Origin of the sequence: Pseudomonas sp. ANT_J28 (assembly GCF_008370005.1) — a bacterium.
In the GTDB taxonomy this organism is placed as follows: Bacteria; Pseudomonadota; Gammaproteobacteria; order Pseudomonadales; family Pseudomonadaceae; genus Aquipseudomonas; species Aquipseudomonas frigoris.
The window spans coordinates 34219-54090 of record NZ_VOBM01000030.1 but is presented as its reverse complement, the minus strand read 5'-3'; the positions used below and the strand labels follow the sequence as shown (position 1 = coordinate 54090).

The window sequence follows — 19872 nt, the reverse complement described above, 5'->3', positions numbered from 1 at the left end:
TTCCCACGCGTGGGAACGATCAACCTCAAACAGCGCCACCTTTGGCCTGTTGTTCCAGATGTACTTGCAGCTCCGGATCGATGTTCAGCGCAGCAGCCAGTTCATCCAGATAGCTACGTTCGGCGTCCTGCTGATCGTCCACCAGCATCACACTGGCCAGGTACATCTCCGCTGCCATGCCGGAATCCGTGGCCGACTGCGCCACATCGGCGGCGTCCAGTGGCCGTGCAACTTCGTCATCCAGCCATTGCTGGAGCTCTGGGTCATCGGTGTGGCGACCGATTTCGGTGCTGATCATCTGCTTCTCGGCATCGTCGATCCGCCCATCGGCCTTCGCCGCCGCAATCAATGCACGAAGAATCGCATGGCTGTGGTCCTCGACTTCAGGGCCGGACAACAGGTCGACAGTGCGCGGTGCCTGTTGCGGCGCCGAGGCCTGGCTGCGTTGCCAGGCTTGATAGGCCTGGAATGCCATCATTCCGAGCGAAGCCAGCGCCGCGTAATTGGTGCCGCCACCCGACCGAGTCTGGGTCGACCGGGTCTGGGTCGAACCGCCCATGGCGGAGCCACCGCCCAGCAGACCACCGAGCAAACCACCCAGGCCACCGCCCCCGGCGCTTGAACCGGCACCACCGCCCAACAGGCCGCCGAGCAATCCACCGAGACCGCCGAGACCACCTTGGGCCGACGCGCCACCGCCACCCTGTTGCGACGTTGAGCCCTGGCCGGCCCTTAGTAATTGTTCGAGCAAATCGCTGGTATTCATGACGATGTCCTCATCGGTTGGAGTGACCCAGTCAGGCAACGATAGTCCTCGCCGGCAAATGCGCCACCACCGTTTGGCTGACATGAAACCCTTATTGCCCTTGACCCTGATGCCCCTCGGCTGCGAGTGTTCTACCCTTGCAAACTCGATGCCCACAGGATCAACGAACACATGGACCGCCACCTGATTGTCGTCAGCGACGTCATCAAACCTGAAGTCGAGCACGTACTCAGCGCCGGGCTGAGTGCCTTCAATGATCAGACGACCGGCATAAACGACCGCCAGTCGCTGGCAGTAACGGTCCGCGATCCGGATACCCATCAGGTGCTGGGCGGTATTACCGGGCGTACGTCGCTCGGTCTGCTGTTTCTCGATCTTTTCTACTTGCCCGAGTCACTGCGCGGCTCCGGGCTCGGTTCTCGACTGCTCAAAGCGTATGAGGACGAAGGTCGTCGTCGCGGTTGCCGCTCGGCGGTGCTCTATACCCTCAGTTTCCAGGCCCCGCAGTTCTATGAAAAACACGGCTGGCAGCGCTTCGGCGAAGTGCCTTGCGACCCGCCAGGCACGAGTCGGGTGTTCATGAGCAAGGCGCTGTAAATGAGCCTGTCTGCTGCCGATCACTGCTCTTGAGTAAAACGTATCGCCCTGCGCCGATGTTTCATTTAATACCCAGGACTTATCCGGGGTATTTTTTTGCGGCCCAGCTAAGATTTACTGATGGTGAACCTTATCCCCGGATACCCGGTCGATACATGCAACCTGACTTGGTTTGCCGACACCCCCAATTGAAGGGGTGATAACAGGCTTGCTTCACTTTCTGGAGAACGCCCCCGTGATATCGACCCTACACATCGCCAGGCTCAAAGCATGGGGCGCCCATGGTTTTACCGCCACCGGCGTGGTCACTGCCTTCCTCGCGACCCTCGCCCTGCTGGAAAACCAGGCCACAAACTGCCTGCTGTGGCTGGGCGTCGCCCTGATCGTCGATGGGCTGGATGGCGCGTTGGCACGCAAGGTCAATGTCCAGTCGGTACTGCCAAGTTTCGATGGCTCGATCCTCGATCTGGTCATCGACTACCTGACGTACGTGTTTATCCCCGCGCTGTTCATTTATCGTTACATCCCCTTGCCGGATTACACGCTGCTGCTGTCCGTGTCGCTGATTTTGGTCTCGTCGCTGTTTTGCTTCTGCAACGTCAACATGAAGAGCAAAGACAACTACTTCCAGGGCTTCCCCGCCGCCTGGAACGTGGTAGCCCTGTGCCTGTACATCATCGCCCCGTCGCCGTGGATCACCTTTCTCACCATCATCGGCCTGGCGCTGTTGACCGTGACCCGGATGAAGTTCCTCCACCCGTTCCGCGTGCGCAAGTTCATGCCGATCAACATCGCGGTAACGGCCATCTGGCTGCTGTGCAGTTTGTCGCTGGTGGTCAACCATCCGGTGATCAACCCACTGGTGATGGGGCTTTGGCTGCTGATGTCGGCTTACTTCCTGGGGATCTGCATCTGGCGCACGGCGCTGGAGTGGTTCGAAAACTCGCGGAGATAAAGGACTGTAGAGCGTGGCCATCCATATCGTCCAACTCGGTACACCGCGCGCCGCCAATGAAGGCCTGCGCTTGGGCACGGTGCGTCGTCCGCCGCGTGGCGTGCCGAAAGCCGAGTTTGCCAGTCGGGATTTTTATGACGTGTGGCAGCCGCTGCTGTCTCCCAGTGCAGAACTGGTCGCAGAAGCCAAAGCGGCGGAAGACGCCAAGGCGTGGGAAGTGTTCAAGCGCAAATTCAAGACTGAAATGAACCACCCGGCGCCCAGCCAGTTGCTCGATTTGTTGGCGGCGTTGTCCCATCAAACGTCACTGGCCATTGGCTGTTATTGCGAAGATGAAGAGCATTGCCATCGGTCGGTATTGCGGGAGTTGTTAGAGGCGCGAGGTGCGCAGATCACCTAGTGGCTGCGGCAGGCTGCCCCGACATTGACCGCTCAAGATCGGCTTAAAGGATTTTGGCAAAGACACAAGGATTGAGGTCTTAACGTGAATAACCAGATTCGACTTGCAACCCCTGAAGATGCGGCAGCCATAAGCCAGGTCATCATTCACTCGCTGCGCCAGTCCAATGCCCGGGACTACCCGCCCGACGTCATCACACAGGTACAGAAAAGCTTTTCTACCGAGGCCATCCGCGCGTTGTTGAGCCATCGCCAGGTCTTTGTCGCCACCCTCGATAAGCGTGTAGTCGCCACGGCCAGCCTTGATCAAGACGTTGTGCGCAGTGTATTCGTTGACCCAGGCCATCAGGGGCGCGGACTCGGCAGGCAGTTGATGGCAACGATTCAATCTGTCGCCCAAGAAGCAAAAATCGAGGTACTGCGCGTCCCCTCCTCCATCACCGCAGGAGCCTTTTACTTCAAGCTGGGCTATCGAAAAGTCCGCGACGAATTTCACGGTGCCGAGCGCACTATCATCATGGAGCGGCGCCTGACACCCATTGTCGACGCCTCGAACTAATGGCTCATACGTGATTGACCTGGATATCTGAGGCAACACGGCCCTGTCTCTTGGAAGCCGGGGCCAGAAAACCGAGCAAGGCCTGCCGGGTGTCTTGCCAGGCCGCCGGGTGTTCCATATCGAGGAAGTGCCCGGCGTTCTTGATGGTATGGAACCGGGACTGAGACGCATGATCGGCGAACAGCCGGGCGTCTTCGACCGAGGTGTACTCATCCCATTCGCCGTTGACAAACAGCAGCGGGATTTCGATGGCATTGGCACAGGCGACGTAGCAATGGGTGTCTTGGGTCAGCACCTCATTGACGTGGAAATGCATCTGCCTGTACTCGTGTTCGGCCAGACTGCTGATATGGCGGTCATTAAAGCGTTTGAACAGCGACGGCAGGTGCTTGCCGATCGTGCTGTTGATCAAGCGACCGACATTGAGGCGGTCGCAGGCCTGGAGATGGTTCAGGCCGCTTTCCAGGTAATCGCGCATCGGCGTATTGATCCGCGCCGAGAATGAATTGATCACCGCCTTCTCGATGCGTCGCGGCCGCTCGGCCAGCGCCAGCAAGGTAGCCGCGCCGCCCCAGGAAAAGGACAGCACGTGGTGCACACCAAAGTGTTCGATTAATTCCAGCAGTATCGCTGCCTCGTCTTCCTTTCGGATCGGTTGGCCGTGGAGGTTGTGTTGCTTCGACTGACCGGCGTAGGGCTGGTCGTAGAGAACCACATTGAATCGCGGCTGCAGGTAACGCACCGTTTGGGCAAAGGATGCGGTCGTTGCCAGTGAGCCATTGACCAGAATGATGGTCTTGTCAGCGGCGGTGTTGAGATAGTGCTCGGTATAAACCTTGTACTTCTTGCAGATCTCGACGATGGCAGTTTTCGGCATCATATCTTTTTCTTCCTTGAACCCATTGGACTAAGCGCACAGCGTGAGGGATGCCCACAGGGCCCTATCGCAGACAGCAGAACACGTGGGCCTGACAGCGAAGTGTCAGGCCAATACATTAATAACAAGGGTGGTTCTCAAGCATCAACGCGAAGGCCTCCTCGGGCTTAATCTGGCAACACGGACAAGCAACAACAGCGCGAGGGTGCTCGGACGGCAACAGTGACCAATGAGTCACTGACTGACCATATGCTCAGAGTTAAGCAGGGATTTCCCCGTCTGCAAGAACGCAGACGAGTTATTGCGTCGAAGACGACGTGATGGTCGAACGATGTCACCCAAGACGAGGCGACGCGCGAAAGCTGCGCAGGCGACCATCCCGTGTTCGCGGATCACTTCCCGGATGACGCCTCCGAGTTCTCGGTCCCGTCGAAATACTTGGCTATTGGCCCAGGCCTTGCTTTGGCATCTTTTGCGGTACCTGGGAGTTAATGCAGGATCTGAACAGGGTGTTGAGTGCGGTAAGCATCTAGATGACAGACCGCTCCAATTTCAGGAATTACCCCAAGGTTGGGGACTTTCGCCCGCCAGAGCTAGCTGGCTTATCTATTGCCAAGCTTCATTAAAGGCAGGCTGGCCACGCTCCGCGCGCAAATCAAAAAAAAAAAAAAAAAAAAATGAACAACAAGGGGAACCCTACCTTGAAAATTTCAACAATCTGCGTCGCAGGCCTAATTGGCAAAGAGTCGGCTTGAATCTGCGCAAATCACGAGTAAGCACAGACTCAAAAAGCCGTTCTATTTGACGAGTCGCGTTTCCTTGGAAGGCCTGTATCCAAAGTACGAGCTATAGCACTTGCTGAAGTGGCTGGGTGATACAAAGCCACACGCAACCAACACGTCCACCTGGGATAGCTCCGTGTGCTGGAGCAGTCGACGCGCCTCGGTAATCCGCAATTCCATGTAATACCGTTGCGGCGTTGTCCCGAGTTGCTCCTTGAACAAGCGCTCGAGTTGTCTACGCGAACGGCCTGCGTAAACCGCCAACTGCTCCAGCTCCAGAGGCTCTTCGAGGTTGGCATCCATCAGCTTCACCACCTCGCGTAAAGGCGCACTCACGCAGACATTTTCAGTCGGTTTGATGCGTCGATAACGTGATTCCTCGAAAGCCAGGATGTCCTCAATCCCCTCGACGAGGGCTTTGTCGTGCAAGCCTTTGATCCAGTCCAGCGCCATGTGGAATGCCCCCGAGGGACTGGAAGCCGTGAGCCGGTGTCGATCGATGACGTAGGGCTCACTGGTGACATGCGTCGCCTTGGAGATTTCCGCGAGTGCGGGGCGATGTTCGGGGTGAATCGCGCAACGATATCCGTCAAGCAAGCCTGCCCTCCCCAGGAACCACGCACCATTCCACAACCCGGCCAGACTGACGCCCAAGTCTGATGCAGCCCTCAACAGAGAGATGAGTTCATCCGTCGCTTTGAGTTCTGTCCTGTAGCCGCCGCAAATGACCAGAAGATCCAGGTCCTGGATCACTGAACAATCGAAACGGGCATCTGGCCGGATGACAAGACCCAGGTCGCTGATGACCTCCTCATCGGTCAAGCCGAACGTTCGGGAAGAGAACAACCCGGGGCGCAGAAGATTCGCGGTGACAATCGTATCCAGTGCTTGCGTGAACGCGGGCAGCGAGAAATGCTCAAGCAACAGAAATCCGGCCCGAACCATTTGAGTTTTCTCGTTGGGGTTCTCATTCAGATAGCGAAGATTTTTCCCCTTCATGCCTCCGCTAAATTGGCGTCGTTCGATCAATGTTCGACCTACTCGGTTACGTTACCCAACCTGTCGTTGGGTGCGTTGTTAAACCTCAATGCTAACTGCAGACGTTTCAAAACCACTAGCGCCATTTTGCGATTGATCAGGCCATCTGGAGGCCGTGACGTAGCTGTGTGTCACTCGCAAACCGCGCCTAAACGATGGCGGGATACCCATCGACACTATCGGGCCAAGGGGACAGAACCTCGAAGCCGTCGTCTGTGACTGCGACCATATGCTCCCACTGAGCCGAGAGTGAGTGATCCTTGGTGACCACCGTCCAGCCATCAGCCAGCGTTTTCACATGGCGCTTGCCAGCGTTCAACATGGGTTCAATGGTAAAGATCATGCCGGCTTTCAGTTTCAGGCCATGGCCCGGGTAGCCGTAGTGAAGGACCTGCGGCTCATCGTGATAAATCTTGCCGATACCGTGACCGCAGTATTCACGCACGACGCTGAATCCGTCTCTTTCGGCCACCTTCTGAATGGCATGGCCAATGTCACCCAGCGTAGCGCCTGGGCGGACGACGCGAATACCGGCACACATCGCTTCATAGGTCGTCTCTGCCAGACGCCGGGCATCCGGGCCGGGCTCACCCACGAAGTACATGCGGCTGGTGTCGCCGTACCAACCTTCCTTGATAACGGCAATGTCGATATTGACGATGTCGCCATCCTTTAGTGGCGTGGCCGAAGGAATGCCATGGCAGACCACTTGGTTGACCGAGGTACACACGGTTTTCGGGAAGCCGTGATAGCCGACATTGCCCGGAATGGCTTTCTGCACGTTGACGATGTAGTCGTGACAGAGCTGATCAAGTTCGTCGGTGGTGACCCCCGCTTTGACATGCGGAGCGATCATGGCCAGGACCTCGGCGGCCAGCGTGCCCGCAGCGCGAGACTTGGCTATTTCTGCCGGGGTATTGATAGCAACATTGGCCTTCATTGCTGGGCTCCTGGTGTTGCATCAACCTGGGCGTTTTGCGAAAAATCGGCGAGTGCGCATAGCTGTTTTACATCGAGGCCGCCAGCCAGTTCGGCACGAATCAGCAAGCGGCAGATGTCGCTGTGGTCGAGGTTGGGATGTAACTCCGCAAGCATCCCGATGCGCATCCAGTGCTCTGCCTGGGCGTTAATCGAACGGCTCAACGCATCGCTGGCGACGCGCAGATTCTCGTGCATGGCTTCTGAAATTTTTACGATACCCACTGCTCTATCCGATATGAAATGTATATGGACCGTATATTAATCGGTCGTCGTGTGAAATTGCAATTCCACGATCTGTAGCCATGACTGAAGCGCGCGGCAGCATAAAAAAGTCACTGGGTGACTTGAAGTCCGACTTCAATAGCTGAGGGAATGAAGTGCTGAGCAATCATCGTTTGTACCCCTACTCGATGATGCTCAGAATTCGTGGCGCAGACGCTAGCCGTTGTTCTTCCATTTGATCGAGTCAGTACCTGTCAGAAAGAGAGCGATTCACCCTTTCACACCGCACCATTCGACTCAGGAGATAACAATGAATAAAACCATTTCTCGTCGTAGCGGAGGTCAGATATTGGTGGATGCCTTACGCATCCATGGCGTCAAAAGAGCTTTTTGTGTTCCGGGAGAAAGCTACCTCGCGGTTCTCGACGCATTGCATGACGTGCAAGAAGAAATCGATCTGGTGGTGTGCCGCCAGGAAGGGGGGGCGGCCTATATGGCCGAAGCCTACGGCAAGCTCACTGGAGAGCCAGGCATCTGCTTCGTGACCCGAGGCCCGGGTGCAACGAACGCCTCGGTTGGCGTTCACACCGCGTTCCAGGATTCATCGCCGATGATTCTGTTCATTGGCCAGGTCGCTCGCGATCAGCAGTATCGCGAAGCCTTTCAGGAAGTTGATTTTCGCCAGATGTTTGGCCCCTTGGCAAAATGGGTCGTGCAAATAGACGACACCCGCAGAATTCCCGAACTGATCAGCCAGGCGTTCCACCGAGCGGTCAATGGCAGGCCTGGGCCTGTAGTGGTCGCACTGCCGGAAGACATGCTGACCGAAATGGCGGAAGTCAGTGATGCCGGGCCTTTCATACGCGTATTGATGACCCCGGCAGCCGAGCAAATGGCCGCCATGCAGCAACTGCTTGAGCAATCAGAGCGTCCATTGATGGTGCTGGGTGGCAGCGGCTGGGATACCGAGTCAGTGCACGACATCCGGCTTTTTGCTGAACAGCAAAATATCCCGGTTGCCGCCTCCTTTCGCTGCCAGGACCTGTTCGACAATCGACACCCGAACTATGTCGGTGATCTTGGTTTCGCCGCGTCAGCGCAGTTGTCCTCAGCGGTAAAAAACGCCGATCTGCTGCTGGTCGTGGGCTCCAGAATGGGTGAGGTTTCAACGGGCGGATATGCGGCCTTGGATATCCCGGTACCCAAGCAAACCTTGATCCACGTTCACCAAGGCATCGAGGAACTGGGACGGGTTTACCAACCTGCGTTAGCGATAAACAGCAGCATGTCGACCTTTGCCAAATCAGCCGCAAAACTTCCAGCGGTGACCAGCCAAATAAAGAGTGAATGGACGCGCACGCTGAACAAAAACTACTGCGAAAATCTGCAACACTCGCCCTCCCCTGGCGATGTGCAAATGGCCGAAATCATTGAGTGGTTGAATCGCAGTCTTCCGGACGACGCGATCCTGACCAATGGCGCCGGAAACTATGCCGTCTGGCTTCAACGCTTCTATCAGTTCCGCCAATACCGCACTCAGTTAGGCCCTACCAATGGCTCCATGGGCTACGGCGTTCCTGCGGCGGTGGCCGCCAAACTGACGTGCCCGGATCGAGTGGTGGTTTCTTTTTCCGGGGATGGCTGCTTCTTGATGAACGGTCAGGAGATTGCGACTGCAGCGCAATATGGCGCCAATGTGATTTTCGTTGTGATCAACAACGGAATGTACGGAACCATCAGAATGCACCAGGAACGCAATTACCCTGGACGCGTGTCAGGCACTGAATTGCACAACCCGGATTTCGCCGCACTGGCCCAAGCCTATGGACTGCATGGCGAGGTGGTAACCGCCACGTCGGAATTTGCCCCAGCGTTTGAACGCTGCCTTGGTATGTCCCGGCCATCCTTGATTGAGGTCAGGGTCCACCCAGAAGCATTGACACCTCGACTTAGCCTGACTCAGATCAGAGAGCAATCAAGCAAAAAGTGAGCGGCAACCCGTTCTTCTGTTTTGGGCGCCTGATCCACGATTAAAAAGGCGCCTTTTTTTGATTGTTCCCCGCACGCCATTGTTCGTTTGCCCCCTACTGACGTGACAACGTAGCGTGACCATTTCAGCGCAAAACCATGGATTGCTGCTTGTGACTCGTGAGTTCATCGACTTGTCCCACCTACAACAGCAGTCGATCAATGGCCTGAACAGCATGCATCCACAAAGACAAACCCTGCACAACGAACTGCACGCGCGCCCGTCACTGTATTTCGACGAGCCGGCCCATGTGTTTCATCTGGCCTTTCTCGGCGCAGACGCGCAGTGCAATGCGCTGCTGGAGCGCTGCTGCCCTATCCCGATCGATCCTCATGCCGCCCAGGGCATCACCCAACTCGATGGCCACGCCCTGAAATGGGAACGCCACGCCGAGTTCTTCACCCTGACCCTGGTGGTCACTTCATCCAGCGATGACCTGTCCTGGACATCGCTGCCCGAGGTGTTGGCGCAAAAGATCGAAGCGCATTTGCCGCAGCTGATCAACTCTGTGCAGATCGTAGTGCGTGGCGAAGCCGGCCTGGACCTCGCCGGCTACGGCTTCAAGGACCCGTGCGGTTCCTGCGTGGGCGGTGGCGATGCGGTGGTCTGGAGCGATTTTCGTCTCAGCGAGGACGGCAACAACCACATCCTGTTCGTCAACCGGCGCCTTAACGCTTACCGCCAAGGACGGATGATCCGCCGTCTGCTGGAAATCGAGACCTACCGCATGATGGCCTCGCTGTCGTTGACCACAGCCAAGACCTTGAGCGCGCAGCTTGATGTCTTTGACAAGACCTTGGTCACCCTCTCCGAGCGTAACGCCGACGCTGACAGCGGCAATGCGAAAGCCCTGCTGGCGGACATCTCCAACCTGTCAGCCCAAGTGGTCAGCAGTACCGCGAAAACCCGCCACCGCTTCAGTGCCACCCAGGCCTATGCCCAACTCGTGTACGAACGCCTTGGCGAATTGCGGGAAAGTCACGTAGGCGATTGCCAGCGTCTCGGGGTGTTCATCGAACGCCGTTTCAAACCCACCGTCAGGTACTGCACCGCCACCGAACAACGCCTGGAGCACCTGGCGAAAAGCGTGGCCAACCTGGGCGACCTGTTACAAGCCCGGGTTCAGGTGGAAATGGAAGAGCAGAACTCGGAAATTCTCAAAAGCCTGAACGCCCGCGCCGATGCCCAGATCAAGATCCAGCGCGCCGTGGAAGGTCTGTCGATTATTGCCATTACTTACTACCTGCTGAACCTGCTCAAGCTTGGCTACTCAGGGTTGCACCTGCTCGGCGCCGAGGTGGCCCCTCGAGAGGCGATGCTGGCGATGACGCCCCTCGCGATCGCCATCCTTGCGCTGATTATTTTCCGCATAAAGAAAGTCAAAGAGCACTGAAACGGCGAATCGCAGGGATGCTGAATACCGCACACAAGGGCTCTAGCAAGCGTCAGCGCCTGAAGCATTTAACGGAGTGACTGAGTCAGTGCCTGAAGCAGAGACATTAAGAAAGGAATTCCACATCTCATAAGCATCGTGATGCCGTTTGGTTGCCTCTTCCCATTCCGGCCCTGAAACACATCTGGAAGAGACCAGCGTCATCATTCCCATCGTTGCGGCATCCAGCTCGATCAGGAAAGCGTGAGAGTGGATCCTGAAGTCTTCGACCGATGGCATTACGTGTTCCCCCGGCGGATTCCACCGCTATCAAGGAGCGACTGCTCCTCGGACGGTGGAGTATTGCCACCCGGTAGAATTCAGGCCGTCTGACCGCCGGTACGTTTCGTCAGGTAATCGAGGAACGCCGACAAAAAATCTCGAACTCAAGCCATAGCGTTGAATCCAATGTTCAGGTCAATGGAGGTCAGCGATATGAACAGCGATGACAGTGTTAATGACGTCAAATCAAATGCAACGTCAAACGCCGAAAGAGAGCTTGAGGACAGGGACACGGACGCCAAAGGTGTGGATGAAACCGTAACGCCCTCTTCAACTCGAACCAAAGAGCAGGAAGCTGAGGAACTCAGTCGGAAAATAGCTGAGATAGAACGGAAGGTGGCGGACGGTAACTAGTAAGGGTCCAAGGGACGTGAGGTTGTAATCTTGAAGACACGCCGCTCCTCTCCTTCACCAATGTATTTGCATTGACGTTGGACGGGGCTAGGCCGGTTCCGGTGCTACGCTTTCATTTCCTCGAATAGAGAACGAAGCGATGTCCACCGAACTCTCAATCCCCACACGTTCACGACTGTAGCCATGAAACGGTTCCTGATCGGTGGTATCACCGTAGCGATTATCGGCACGATGACGTATGGATTTTTCCAATGGAAAATCGTCGAAAGCCACAAGCACGACATGCTGTGTGGAGAGGCCAAGCAGACGCTGAAAGGCGTGGAAATGCGAGCGCGGGCGTTGGCTGCCGGATTGTCTGTAGACGCCTATGCCAAGGCTGAAGAAGACGAAGTGGCGACACTCATTGTTGCGCTCGATGCCGCCAAGAGCGACGCTGAGGTCGACTCGGTCATAGAGGCTCACGCTGCCGCCCTGGAAGCGGAAGATGCGGCTATTGACGCTCAGGTTGATACCCGAGGCGATCAGACATTCCTCGAGCAGCGACTCGTGAAACAGCGGATACCTGTCGACGTTAAACAAGAACTGCAACGCGCCGCGAAGGCCGTTAGCGTCAAGTGTAGTTAGTGTTCAACTGTGCCCTACCCCACCGCCCCCAAATAATAGTTCTGGATATCCTCGCGCGCGGCCTAATCCCTGTTGCCTCACCAATCTGCGAACGCGTCGCACAGAACCTGCAACGTCTGCGCGGCAAGCGTCACCTGTCCCTCGACGCCCTCACCCGACAGTGCGGTGTCAGCCGGGCAATCCTGGCGCAGATCGAATCCGGGCGCAGCGTGCCGTCGATCAAGGTGCTGTGCAAAATTGCCAAGGGCTTAAAGGTGTCGGTGGCCGCATTTCTTGAGCATCGGGCCTTCGAAGGGGTGGCGGTGCTGTCGGCCAGCCAGAGCAAACGCCTGGTCAGTGCCAGCGGCGCCTTTGTCAGCCGTGCGCTGTTCCCGTTCGACGTAGCGCGCCAATCAGAGTTCTACGAACTGCGCTTGAGCCCGCTAGGTGAAGACGTCTCCGAGGGGCATGGCCCAAGTAATTTCGTCGAACAGCAGCCCGAAGGCATTGATCAGGAAATGCTCGTCGGGCCCCGGCATTCGCGCCGAAAAATGCGTGTAGATGTGATCAGTCCACTTGAACAGGGCCGCCAGCCGATAGGCCGCCGCCAGTTTCACCCGCACATCCCATTCTTCGGGGCTGACGCGCTGGCGAACATTTTCGAGACGCTGGATAACGGGCTGACGCTGCTCAAAGCAAAACTTCCTAGAGGGCCTTAAGGATCTCCAGCAAGCCTATGGGAAGCAAAAAAATAATAAAAAGCACATTTTAATCAAAGCTAACTATCATTTTTTTTATTATATTTCAGCCCCTCCATTCATGCCGCGCTCCGAAGGCAGGAGTCGTGGGTTCGATCCCAACGAAGCTCGCGTATCTTCCTCGTTCGATAAACAAGCCAACGCTTCTCGTAAATGGGCTCAACTCTTGACCTGTTGGCTCCTGCCGTAGACATCTTCCAGGCGCTCGATATCGTCCTCGCCCAGGTAACTGCCCGACTGCACCTCGATGATTTCCAGCGGGATTTTGCCGGGGTTGGACAGGCGGTGCACCGAAGCGATCGGGATGTAGGTTGACTGGTTTTCAGTGAGCAGGAAGACCTTTTCGTTGCACGTCACCTGGGCTGTACCGGAGACCACGATCCAGTGTTCGGCGCGGTGGTGATGCATCTGCAGGGAAAGCTGCGCGCCCGGTTTCACGGTGATGTGCTTGACTTGGTGGCGGGTGCCGCTGTCCACCGAATCGTAACTGCCCCAGGGGCGATACACCGCGCAGTGGCTCTGGGTTTCCGAGCGACCTTTGGCATCGAGCGCATTGACCAGTTTTTTCACGTCCTGCACGGCATCGCGGTGCGCGACCATCAACGCATCTTTGGTTTCTATCACGACCAAATCGTTCAGCCCTAGCAGGGTCACCAGCTTGCTACTGCCATGCACGAAGCAATTGCGGCTGTTGTAACTGACGACATCGCCCTTGAGCACATTCCCGTCGACGTCTTTGTCGTGCACATCCCACAGCGAAGACCAGCAACCGACATCACTCCAGCCAGCGCTTAGCGGGACGACCCAGGCGCGGCTGGTTCGCTCCATCACCGCATAGTCGATGGAGTTGTCCGGGCAGCATTCAAAGGTGACCCGATCGATACTGGTCACGCCGTCGCTGCTGCGGCTGCGCTCCAGGGCCAGCACGCAGGTGTCGTACATGTCGGGTTCGTGAGTGCGCAACTCGTCGAGATAGCGACTGGCACGGAACAGGAACATGCCGCTGTTCCAGAAGTACTCGCCGGACCGGACAAATTCGCTGGCGGTTTGCTGGTCGGGTTTCTCGATAAACTTCTCGACCTTGAAGGCGCCGGCGCCAGCATCGCTGCCGGCGGCCTTGATATACCCAAAACCGGTTTCCGGACGCATCGCCGGAATGCCGAACAACACCATATTGCCTTTGAGTGCCTCTTCCTGCGCGTGAGACAGCGTGGCGCGCAAGGCGGGCACGTCACTGATCACATGATCGGCCGGAAGCACCAGCAGCAGCTCATCGCGGCCCTCGGCGATCAGCTTGAGGGCCACCAGCGCCACCGCCGGCGCGGTATTGCGGCCGAAGGGTTCGAGCAGTATCGCCTGCGGCGTACAGCCAATGGCGGCGAGTTGTTCATTGACGATAAAGCGATGTTCCTGATTACAGACCACGATCGGCTTGCCGATACCCTCGAACGCCAGGCGCTGCAGGGTCTGCTGAAACAGCGATCCCTCGCCTGCCAGACTCAGGAACTGCTTGGGATACAACTTGCGCGACAACGGCCACAACCGCGAACCACTGCCACCGGACAGAATGACTGGAATCATTTCACTTTCCTCCCGCACCTTCATCACTCGACATGAAGGCGCTTCGAACAGCGAAGGACTGCCTTCCCATTTACAACACAAGCCCAATTACGAATGGCCCCACCGGGTATCCAGAGCGTGTTGGTTGTTACATTTATTCTTTCTGGTCAGCAAATAGCTGGGTGATGTCGCCGCCCAGGCGGTAGGTTTTCATCGGTTCGAACGATTGGCGCCAGCGGTTGGTTTGCAACGAGCAGTCGTACAGCGCGCAGTAAGGTTCCAGCCAGGCAAACTTGCCATCCTCATCGAGGTCCTCGAGTTCCTGCTTGTAGCCGGTCTTGCGTTCAAACGTGCGTGGGTCCTTGATCCCTTCCTCCACCCGTGCCGCCAGACGCCGCATGGCACCGTGGTTTTCTTCGCGCAGGTCGATGTCATTGGCTCGGGCAAAGGCAGCGATCATCATCAGCGGCCCCATCGCGTAGTTGTGGTAAGCCAGTGCGCGGGTTTCGCGGCTCAGTTCATTGGGCAGATATCCGTCTGCATCGACTTGGGAAGCGCCGATGCGAAACTGCGCTACCGACCAGTCGAACAGGTCGCGCCGGTCGACCACCACCGAGGCCGCCATGACGGCCCAAGCCGCCCAATACTGGTGATTGTTCAGTCGGTCCAGTGGCTGGTCGCGCCAGTCCCGCACCACCTGATCGGCGAGCTGGCCGATCCAGACCTCGATCGGCCGGGTCTGCGCCTCGTGGCCCTGCAAAGGTTGCGAGCGCGAATACTTGAGCCGCAGATACGCCGAAGAAATACTGCCCAGCGCCCATTTGCGCATCGACCTGCCGGTATGGGTGTAGGTGGTACTCAGCAGCGCCTGCGCCTTGGCCCAATCGCCCAGCCAACTCAGGGTGCAGTCCACATGGCCGGCGCGGCCGAGCCGTAAATAGGCGGCGACTTGTTTGTTGACGCCCTTCTCCAGTTCGTTGATATCGGCTGACATTTGTTTGTAGCGTTGGTTGGATTCCACGTTGAGCTGATCACGTGCCTTGCCCGAGCCCTCGTACTTACTGGGGATCAACAGGTCACCGGTATAGGGTTTGGGCGCCGCCGGACAGCTCGGCACGTCGCCATTCTTCTCCACGGCCGACGCGTAATAGCCCTGCGGCGGGCGCAGTTGAGCGGCCACCGCCTGCACGGTCGGCCCCATCAGAATGAAGGCCACGCCAATGGCGGCCCAGTGCGCCTGACGCATCAGTGCCCCTCCGTCTGCGCGGTGCGCAGGGAAGGTGTCGCAGAGATGACGGGCTTGGCACACAAGCGGGCCGAGAGCTCCATGGAGGTCGGTCCAGGCGGTGGCTGCACGTCCATGGAAAGAAAAGTCAGTTCGTCCCAGTCCGCATCGGCGCGCAGCTCGAAGGCGAAGCGGCCCTGGGTATTGACCGTCGGCGAACGGCTCAAGCTGATGTTTTCCTGGCGACCGTTCATGTAGGTCAGGGTCGCGCTCATCAGGTGCACAGCGGGATCGGCGAACTTTAGGTCGACCTGATAACGATTGCCCTTGATCGGATACACATTGCCGCCACCGCCGTTGAACAACACCTGATTGCGCCCGCTGTGCAGGGTCGAAAGGCTTTTGAGCAGCGGCGCCTGGTTGTCGCAGCCATCGCTCAGCGCTGCCATCGCCTGCCGGTAGAAACTGGATTTGCCCAGGTTGTCGAGATTATCGGTTTCCCATACCAGCACCGTCGGCGGGCGCTTCTGGAAGTCGTCGCCGAGCAGGTAGGCGATCAACGAATCATCATAGCCACCGCCCGGCACGCTGAAGTTGCTGACCGGCGTCTGCAGATACTGTTCGAGGAAGCCGGCAAAGTTGAACGCCTCGCCGCTGGCGCTGGTACCGATCAATACGACCTTGGCGGGGACCTTGGCATCGCCTTGGGCCCGGGTTTGATAACGGGTGACAAACTGCGCCGCATAACCGTTGCCGCAGATCTGCGCGGCGGCTTTTTGCAACGTGCCAGAGCGTCCCAACAAGCCGACCGGCTGGCTGGCGAAGACCTGATGCGGCAACGCCTTGAGCACATCGTTACCGCTGAGCGTCTGGGCCACCAGCTGGGCGCTGCGTTCGGCGCCATAGGGCGTCCAGTTGTGGTCGCCCTTGAAGTAGAAAGGCTGCCCGACTGGCTGCGGCGCACCCAGCAGGCTGGTAAAGTCGGGGACCAGAATACGTAAGTCGCGCACCCGGTCCAGCGTTTGCAAGTAGTTCTGCCGGGCCTTGGCCTGATCGAAGCTGGCCAGTTCCTGCGGCGTCAGGCGGTCGGCATGCAGCAAGCCGCGGCTGGGTGGCAACACCAACACCAGCTCGACCCCGCGTTGGGCCAGCCCGTCGCGCAGACGCTTGAGGGCTTTGTAACCGCTCTCATCGAGGCCGAAGTCAGTGCGAAAATCGCTTTGGGTGCGAAAGAGCCACTGGTCTTTGGCCTCCACCAGGGTCGTGTAGTTTTTCAGCTCCGGCTGCTCGTAAAGTGTCGCCTGTGCCGCTTGTGGGCACAGCTGACAGCAGGCCTCGGCCGTGTACTCCGGCTGCGCCTGTCCCCACGTCGGCACAGACAGCAGGCACAACGCGGCAAATCCATGGAGGGTGTTCATCGGCAGGCTCCTCACAGTGTCTCGGGCAGAATCAACGCGGCTGCATGGCGGCGCAGGAGAATGTCCATCAAGTCGCCTTGCACCTCCCCCAGCAAACCGGTGAAGGCAAGGCCGTCCTGTTTCTGCGGCGCCAGAAAGGTCAAGTCATAGAGTTCCAGACGCGAGGGTGAAAACACGGTGATGGGGCTGGAACCGTTGCCGATCAGCTTGCCGCCGACCACGGTGAGCGACAGCCTGGCTTCGTAGGGGTCTTCCTTGAGGTCGCGGTCGCTGCCGCGCAAATCCTTGATGTGACCGTAGATACCGGTCAGGGCATTGGCCATCAGCTCGTTTTCATACAGCCGCACACCGGTGCTGTTACGCACCCGGATCCCGTGCCGGTCATTGTCGACCGCGCGGTTGCGCCAGATCAGGTTATTGCCGCTCTCATACAGGGTCATGCCGTCGGAGCGGTTTTTGTAGGTCTCGTTGTAGGCCACCAGGTTATTGACGCTGGAACGGTCCAGGACGATGCCCGACAGGTGGTTGTTGTAGGCGCGGTTGTAGATGATCCAGCTGTCGTTGACCTCGCGTGAGAGGATAATGCCGTGCTTCTTGCGGGTACCAAAGGCGTCGTTGTGGGCAATGATCAGCCGGCGTGAACGGTCGTGCGGGTCGATGCCATAGACGATGTTGTCGCGGTAGGAATTGCCGAGAATCACCACGTCGTCGGCCTCATAGCAATAGAAGCCGTACCAGTTGTCAACGAACTGCGAATTGAGCAGCCAGCCGGTCGGCCGCTTGCGCTTCATCTTCGGCGCCATGCTCGGGCTGTACTGGGAAATACTGACCCCATAACTCTTGCTCGCGGTGTAGCCGAAGCTGGTGATGGTGCTGTTGACGATGTAGGTCTCGGTGCCGCCCCAGGACACCAGGAAGGGCCGAAACTCCCCCTCTTTCTTGTACCAGGCCGGGCTGTCGTCCTTCTCGCTCCAGGCGCTGACCTTGGTGTCGGTGATAAACAGCTTGCCGTCATTGACCAGGAAGGAACCGCCCTCCTGGGACAATCGCAACTCCTTGACCGACTTGTCGATATGCAGGGTCCCGCCCGGACGTATGACGATTGGCAAGCGTGCCAGAAACACCCCCGGCGCAGTTTCGCGCAAGGCCGTCGGTGGCAGGCTGCGCGCCAGTTGCGTCAAGTTCATGTAGCCCCGATCGATGAAGATCGCTACCGGCATTCGCTGCTGGCGCACCACCCATTCCTTGAGACGCTCCTTGCCGCCGATGAACTCGTCGAGCGAGTTTTCCTTGAGCATCGGCTGGATCAAGGCACTGCCGGCGGGCTTGTAGGAAATCTTCGCCATGGCTGCCTCGGCCGTATAGCCGGACAGGTCGGGGATCTTCGGCTCTTTGATCAGCAAGGGCTTTCCCGGTGCCTCGCTGATGGTATAGCGCGGCGCGAATACGAGACCCGCCGCGCTGACACCCGCGGTCTGCACCAACAGCAGACCCGCGAGCAACAGCCCTATCTTGACGACATTGTCCATAAGCCTCACTCATCAAAATAAATGCAACCTGGTGTGATCAAGGCGCCGTGCCCACGACGGCATCACTGCGGGCAACAACCCGGGCCTAGATTTTCCAGACGAAATCAATGAACGCCCGGTGCATGCTCGAGTCGGTGTCGCTGGCGTACGCGTCACCCGGGAAGAACACGCCGAGGCGCAAGCGGATCAGCGCCGAGGGTTCGTCGACCCAATCCACCATGCTCGCGGGCAACAGGCCTTGTTTGAAGTACTTGGTCATGACCAGATCGACTTCCTGGCCCAGGTCCTTCTCACCGTCCACCAGTGCCGCATTGATGATCCCGCCGTCGCCGGTGTCCTGCTGGTCGTCGACCCGCCAGAAGCGGTGGTAGACGAGGCTGGCGTCGTAGTCCTCGCGCAACTGCCAGGAGCCGAACAGGGTAGCCACCTGGAGGTTGCTCAGTTCACCGCGAAAGGCTTCGCCGAAACGGTGAACGCGCGAACGCGTGCCGGTGTAGTTCGAGCGATTGCTCTGCAGGCCGGTTTGCTGGAACTGATTCTCCTGGTCGTTACCGCCGCCGTCGCCGCGGGCTGCGGCAGCGCCGAGGCGCCAGCTTTCATCGATGTTCCAGCGCAAGCCCAGGTCCGCGCCCCAGGCGTTGACGTCGCCACTGGTGTGGCCCGTCGCAACTCGATCGCCGTTAGCATCGATCACGCTGGTGAGGTTGTCGCGACTGCCGGTCAGCCAGGTCGCGTTGAGCCAGTAATTGACCGGCATCGTCGAGCGATAGTTGTAGCCGTCACCGTTCGCTTCGAGACCGACCCAGGTCAGGCTGCCGGTGTTGGTCTTGTCGAGCGCATCGAGCTGCTCGCCCGTATTGGGCAGACTGCCGCTGTCCTCAGAATGATGCAGGCGCAGGCCGACCCAGTGATTAGGCGCCCATTGCGTAGAGATGTCGGCGAAGGCATGGGAGCGGTCTTTGTCTTGGGGCGCCAGGTCGCTCAAGTCAGTGCGGTAGTCGGAAAAGCGTTCAGCCGCGCCGAGGTGGGCGCGCAACAGAGTGGTTTCGAAGGTCCAGTTGAGCGCTTCGATGTTGGTGTCCATCCACTCGCCGCTGTCCTCGCGCAAACGCTGGCGCCCCAAGCGCAAATGCTCGCCCGGATAGGCGGTGATGCCCGAATAGTCGACCCAGAACTCGCGCATCGCCAGGTAGCTGTCATCGGTCCCGCGGGCGTTACTTTCGTCGACGCCGTTGTTCACCGTATCGGTGTCGATGGTATCGGTCGCTGCCACCGCCTGCCCCATCAAATAGGCACTCCAGTCACCCCATTGGCCAAAGGCCCAGGGGCGCAAGTCGATGCCAATACCGTTGAGGGTGCCACCGGGTGCGGTGCCCAGGTCACGGTCCTCCTGCGACTCAGCGGTAATCTTCACATCCAGGCCGAAATTCTTCGGAGCCACCTCCGCCGCCAGCACCAGACCGGCACTGCACATCAGCGAAACACCCAGACCACAACCTGACAATA

18 protein-coding genes and 2 pseudogenes are annotated in these 19872 nt (G+C 58.2%); 9 read left to right on the top strand and 11 right to left on the bottom strand.

Going from position 1 to position 19872, the window contains the following annotated elements:
• Nucleotides 1-25: 25 nt before the first annotated feature.
• Entirely contained in the window at nucleotides 26-766 is a 741-nt protein-coding gene (locus FQ187_RS20430; RefSeq protein ID WP_149630857.1) for a tellurite resistance TerB family protein, read from the bottom strand.
• A 171-nt stretch (nucleotides 767-937) separates the two neighbouring features.
• Here FQ187_RS20430 and FQ187_RS20425 point away from each other — a divergent pair, with 171 nt between their 5' ends.
• The 4 genes from FQ187_RS20425 (at nucleotide 938) to FQ187_RS20410 (ending at nucleotide 3276) form a co-directional block, all read left to right on the top strand.
• Complete coding sequence (locus FQ187_RS20425; RefSeq protein ID WP_149630856.1) at nucleotides 938-1363, top strand: N-acetyltransferase; 426 nt, start codon at nucleotides 938-940, stop codon at nucleotides 1361-1363.
• A gap of 235 nt (nucleotides 1364-1598) precedes the next feature.
• On the top strand, nucleotides 1599-2318 hold the full coding sequence (gene pcsA / locus FQ187_RS20420; protein ID WP_046046557.1) for a phosphatidylcholine synthase: 720 nt from the start codon (nucleotides 1599-1601) through the stop codon (nucleotides 2316-2318).
• Nucleotides 2319-2331: 13 nt separating this feature from the next.
• Nucleotides 2332-2718: a DUF488 domain-containing protein gene (locus FQ187_RS20415; RefSeq protein WP_149630855.1), complete on the top strand. Its 387-nt coding sequence runs from the start codon at nucleotides 2332-2334 to the stop codon at nucleotides 2716-2718.
• An 84-nt stretch (nucleotides 2719-2802) separates the two neighbouring features.
• Nucleotides 2803-3276, top strand: a complete 474-nt coding sequence (locus FQ187_RS20410) for a GNAT family N-acetyltransferase (RefSeq protein WP_149630854.1) — start codon at nucleotides 2803-2805, stop codon at nucleotides 3274-3276.
• Nucleotides 3277-3280: 4 nt separating this feature from the next.
• Here the strand turns inward: FQ187_RS20410 and FQ187_RS20405 are convergent, their stop codons facing one another.
• The 4 genes from FQ187_RS20405 to FQ187_RS20390 all read right to left on the bottom strand — a co-directional run bounded on the left by FQ187_RS20405 (nucleotide 3281) and on the right by FQ187_RS20390 (nucleotide 7176).
• On the bottom strand, nucleotides 3281-4156 hold the full coding sequence (locus FQ187_RS20405; RefSeq protein WP_149630853.1) for an alpha/beta fold hydrolase: 876 nt from the start codon (nucleotides 4154-4156) through the stop codon (nucleotides 3281-3283).
• Nucleotides 4157-4950: 794 nt separating this feature from the next.
• A complete protein-coding gene (locus FQ187_RS20400; RefSeq protein WP_178122738.1) occupies nucleotides 4951-5964 on the bottom strand; it encodes a GlxA family transcriptional regulator in 1014 nt (337 codons plus the stop codon).
• A gap of 157 nt (nucleotides 5965-6121) precedes the next feature.
• On the bottom strand, nucleotides 6122-6913 hold the full coding sequence (gene map / locus FQ187_RS20395) for a type I methionyl aminopeptidase (RefSeq protein ID WP_149630852.1): 792 nt from the start codon (nucleotides 6911-6913) through the stop codon (nucleotides 6122-6124).
• Nucleotides 6910-7176 carry a ParD-like family protein gene (locus FQ187_RS20390; protein WP_149630851.1) on the bottom strand — a complete coding sequence of 89 codons (267 nt, stop codon included), beginning with the start codon at nucleotides 7174-7176 and terminating at the stop codon, nucleotides 6910-6912. The genes map and FQ187_RS20390 overlap by 4 nt, the downstream gene beginning before the upstream one ends.
• 310 nt (nucleotides 7177-7486) lie before the next feature.
• Here FQ187_RS20390 and FQ187_RS20385 point away from each other — a divergent pair, with 310 nt between their 5' ends.
• From FQ187_RS20385 to FQ187_RS20360, 5 genes and pseudogenes are all read left to right on the top strand, one after another.
• Nucleotides 7487-9166 (top strand): thiamine pyrophosphate-binding protein, encoded by a 1680-nt coding sequence (locus FQ187_RS20385; protein WP_149630850.1) that lies wholly within the window; start codon nucleotides 7487-7489, stop codon nucleotides 9164-9166.
• A gap of 214 nt (nucleotides 9167-9380) precedes the next feature.
• The gene (locus FQ187_RS20380; RefSeq protein ID WP_149630873.1) at nucleotides 9381-10598 is read left to right on the top strand and encodes a DUF3422 domain-containing protein; all 1218 of its coding nucleotides are present in this window, start codon (nucleotides 9381-9383) and stop codon (nucleotides 10596-10598) included.
• 474 nt (nucleotides 10599-11072) lie between these two features.
• Nucleotides 11073-11273, top strand: a complete 201-nt coding sequence (locus FQ187_RS20370) for a hypothetical protein (RefSeq protein ID WP_149630849.1) — start codon at nucleotides 11073-11075, stop codon at nucleotides 11271-11273.
• A 183-nt stretch (nucleotides 11274-11456) separates the two neighbouring features.
• A complete protein-coding gene (locus FQ187_RS20365; protein WP_149630848.1) occupies nucleotides 11457-11897 on the top strand; it encodes a hypothetical protein in 441 nt (146 codons plus the stop codon).
• A gap of 65 nt (nucleotides 11898-11962) precedes the next feature.
• Nucleotides 11963-12352, top strand: a pseudogene (locus FQ187_RS20360) (helix-turn-helix domain-containing protein); the annotation flags it as partial.
• Here the strand turns inward: FQ187_RS20360 and FQ187_RS20355 are convergent.
• The 6 genes and pseudogenes from FQ187_RS20355 to FQ187_RS20330 all read right to left on the bottom strand — a co-directional run.
• Nucleotides 12353-12570: pseudogene (locus FQ187_RS20355) on the bottom strand (class II aldolase/adducin family protein); the annotation flags it as partial. It lies immediately after the preceding pseudogene.
• A 223-nt stretch (nucleotides 12571-12793) separates the two neighbouring features.
• The gene (locus tag FQ187_RS20350; protein WP_149630847.1) at nucleotides 12794-14215 is read right to left on the bottom strand and encodes a mannose-1-phosphate guanylyltransferase/mannose-6-phosphate isomerase; all 1422 of its coding nucleotides are present in this window, start codon (nucleotides 14213-14215) and stop codon (nucleotides 12794-12796) included.
• A gap of 133 nt (nucleotides 14216-14348) precedes the next feature.
• Nucleotides 14349-15440, bottom strand: a complete 1092-nt coding sequence (locus tag FQ187_RS20345; RefSeq protein WP_149630846.1) for a mannuronate-specific alginate lyase — start codon at nucleotides 15438-15440, stop codon at nucleotides 14349-14351.
• Nucleotides 15440-16837 carry an alginate biosynthesis protein AlgX gene (locus tag FQ187_RS20340; RefSeq protein ID WP_149630845.1) on the bottom strand — a complete coding sequence of 466 codons (1398 nt, stop codon included), beginning with the start codon at nucleotides 16835-16837 and terminating at the stop codon, nucleotides 15440-15442. Before FQ187_RS20340 ends, FQ187_RS20345 begins: the two co-directional genes overlap by 1 nt.
• An 11-nt stretch (nucleotides 16838-16848) precedes the next feature.
• The gene (gene algG / locus FQ187_RS20335) at nucleotides 16849-18366 is read right to left on the bottom strand and encodes a mannuronan 5-epimerase AlgG (RefSeq protein WP_149630844.1); all 1518 of its coding nucleotides are present in this window, start codon (nucleotides 18364-18366) and stop codon (nucleotides 16849-16851) included.
• An 85-nt stretch (nucleotides 18367-18451) separates the two neighbouring features.
• Nucleotides 18452-19840 carry an alginate export family protein gene (locus tag FQ187_RS20330; RefSeq protein WP_256667374.1) on the bottom strand — a complete coding sequence of 463 codons (1389 nt, stop codon included), beginning with the start codon at nucleotides 19838-19840 and terminating at the stop codon, nucleotides 18452-18454.
• Nucleotides 19841-19872 lie beyond the last annotated feature (32 nt).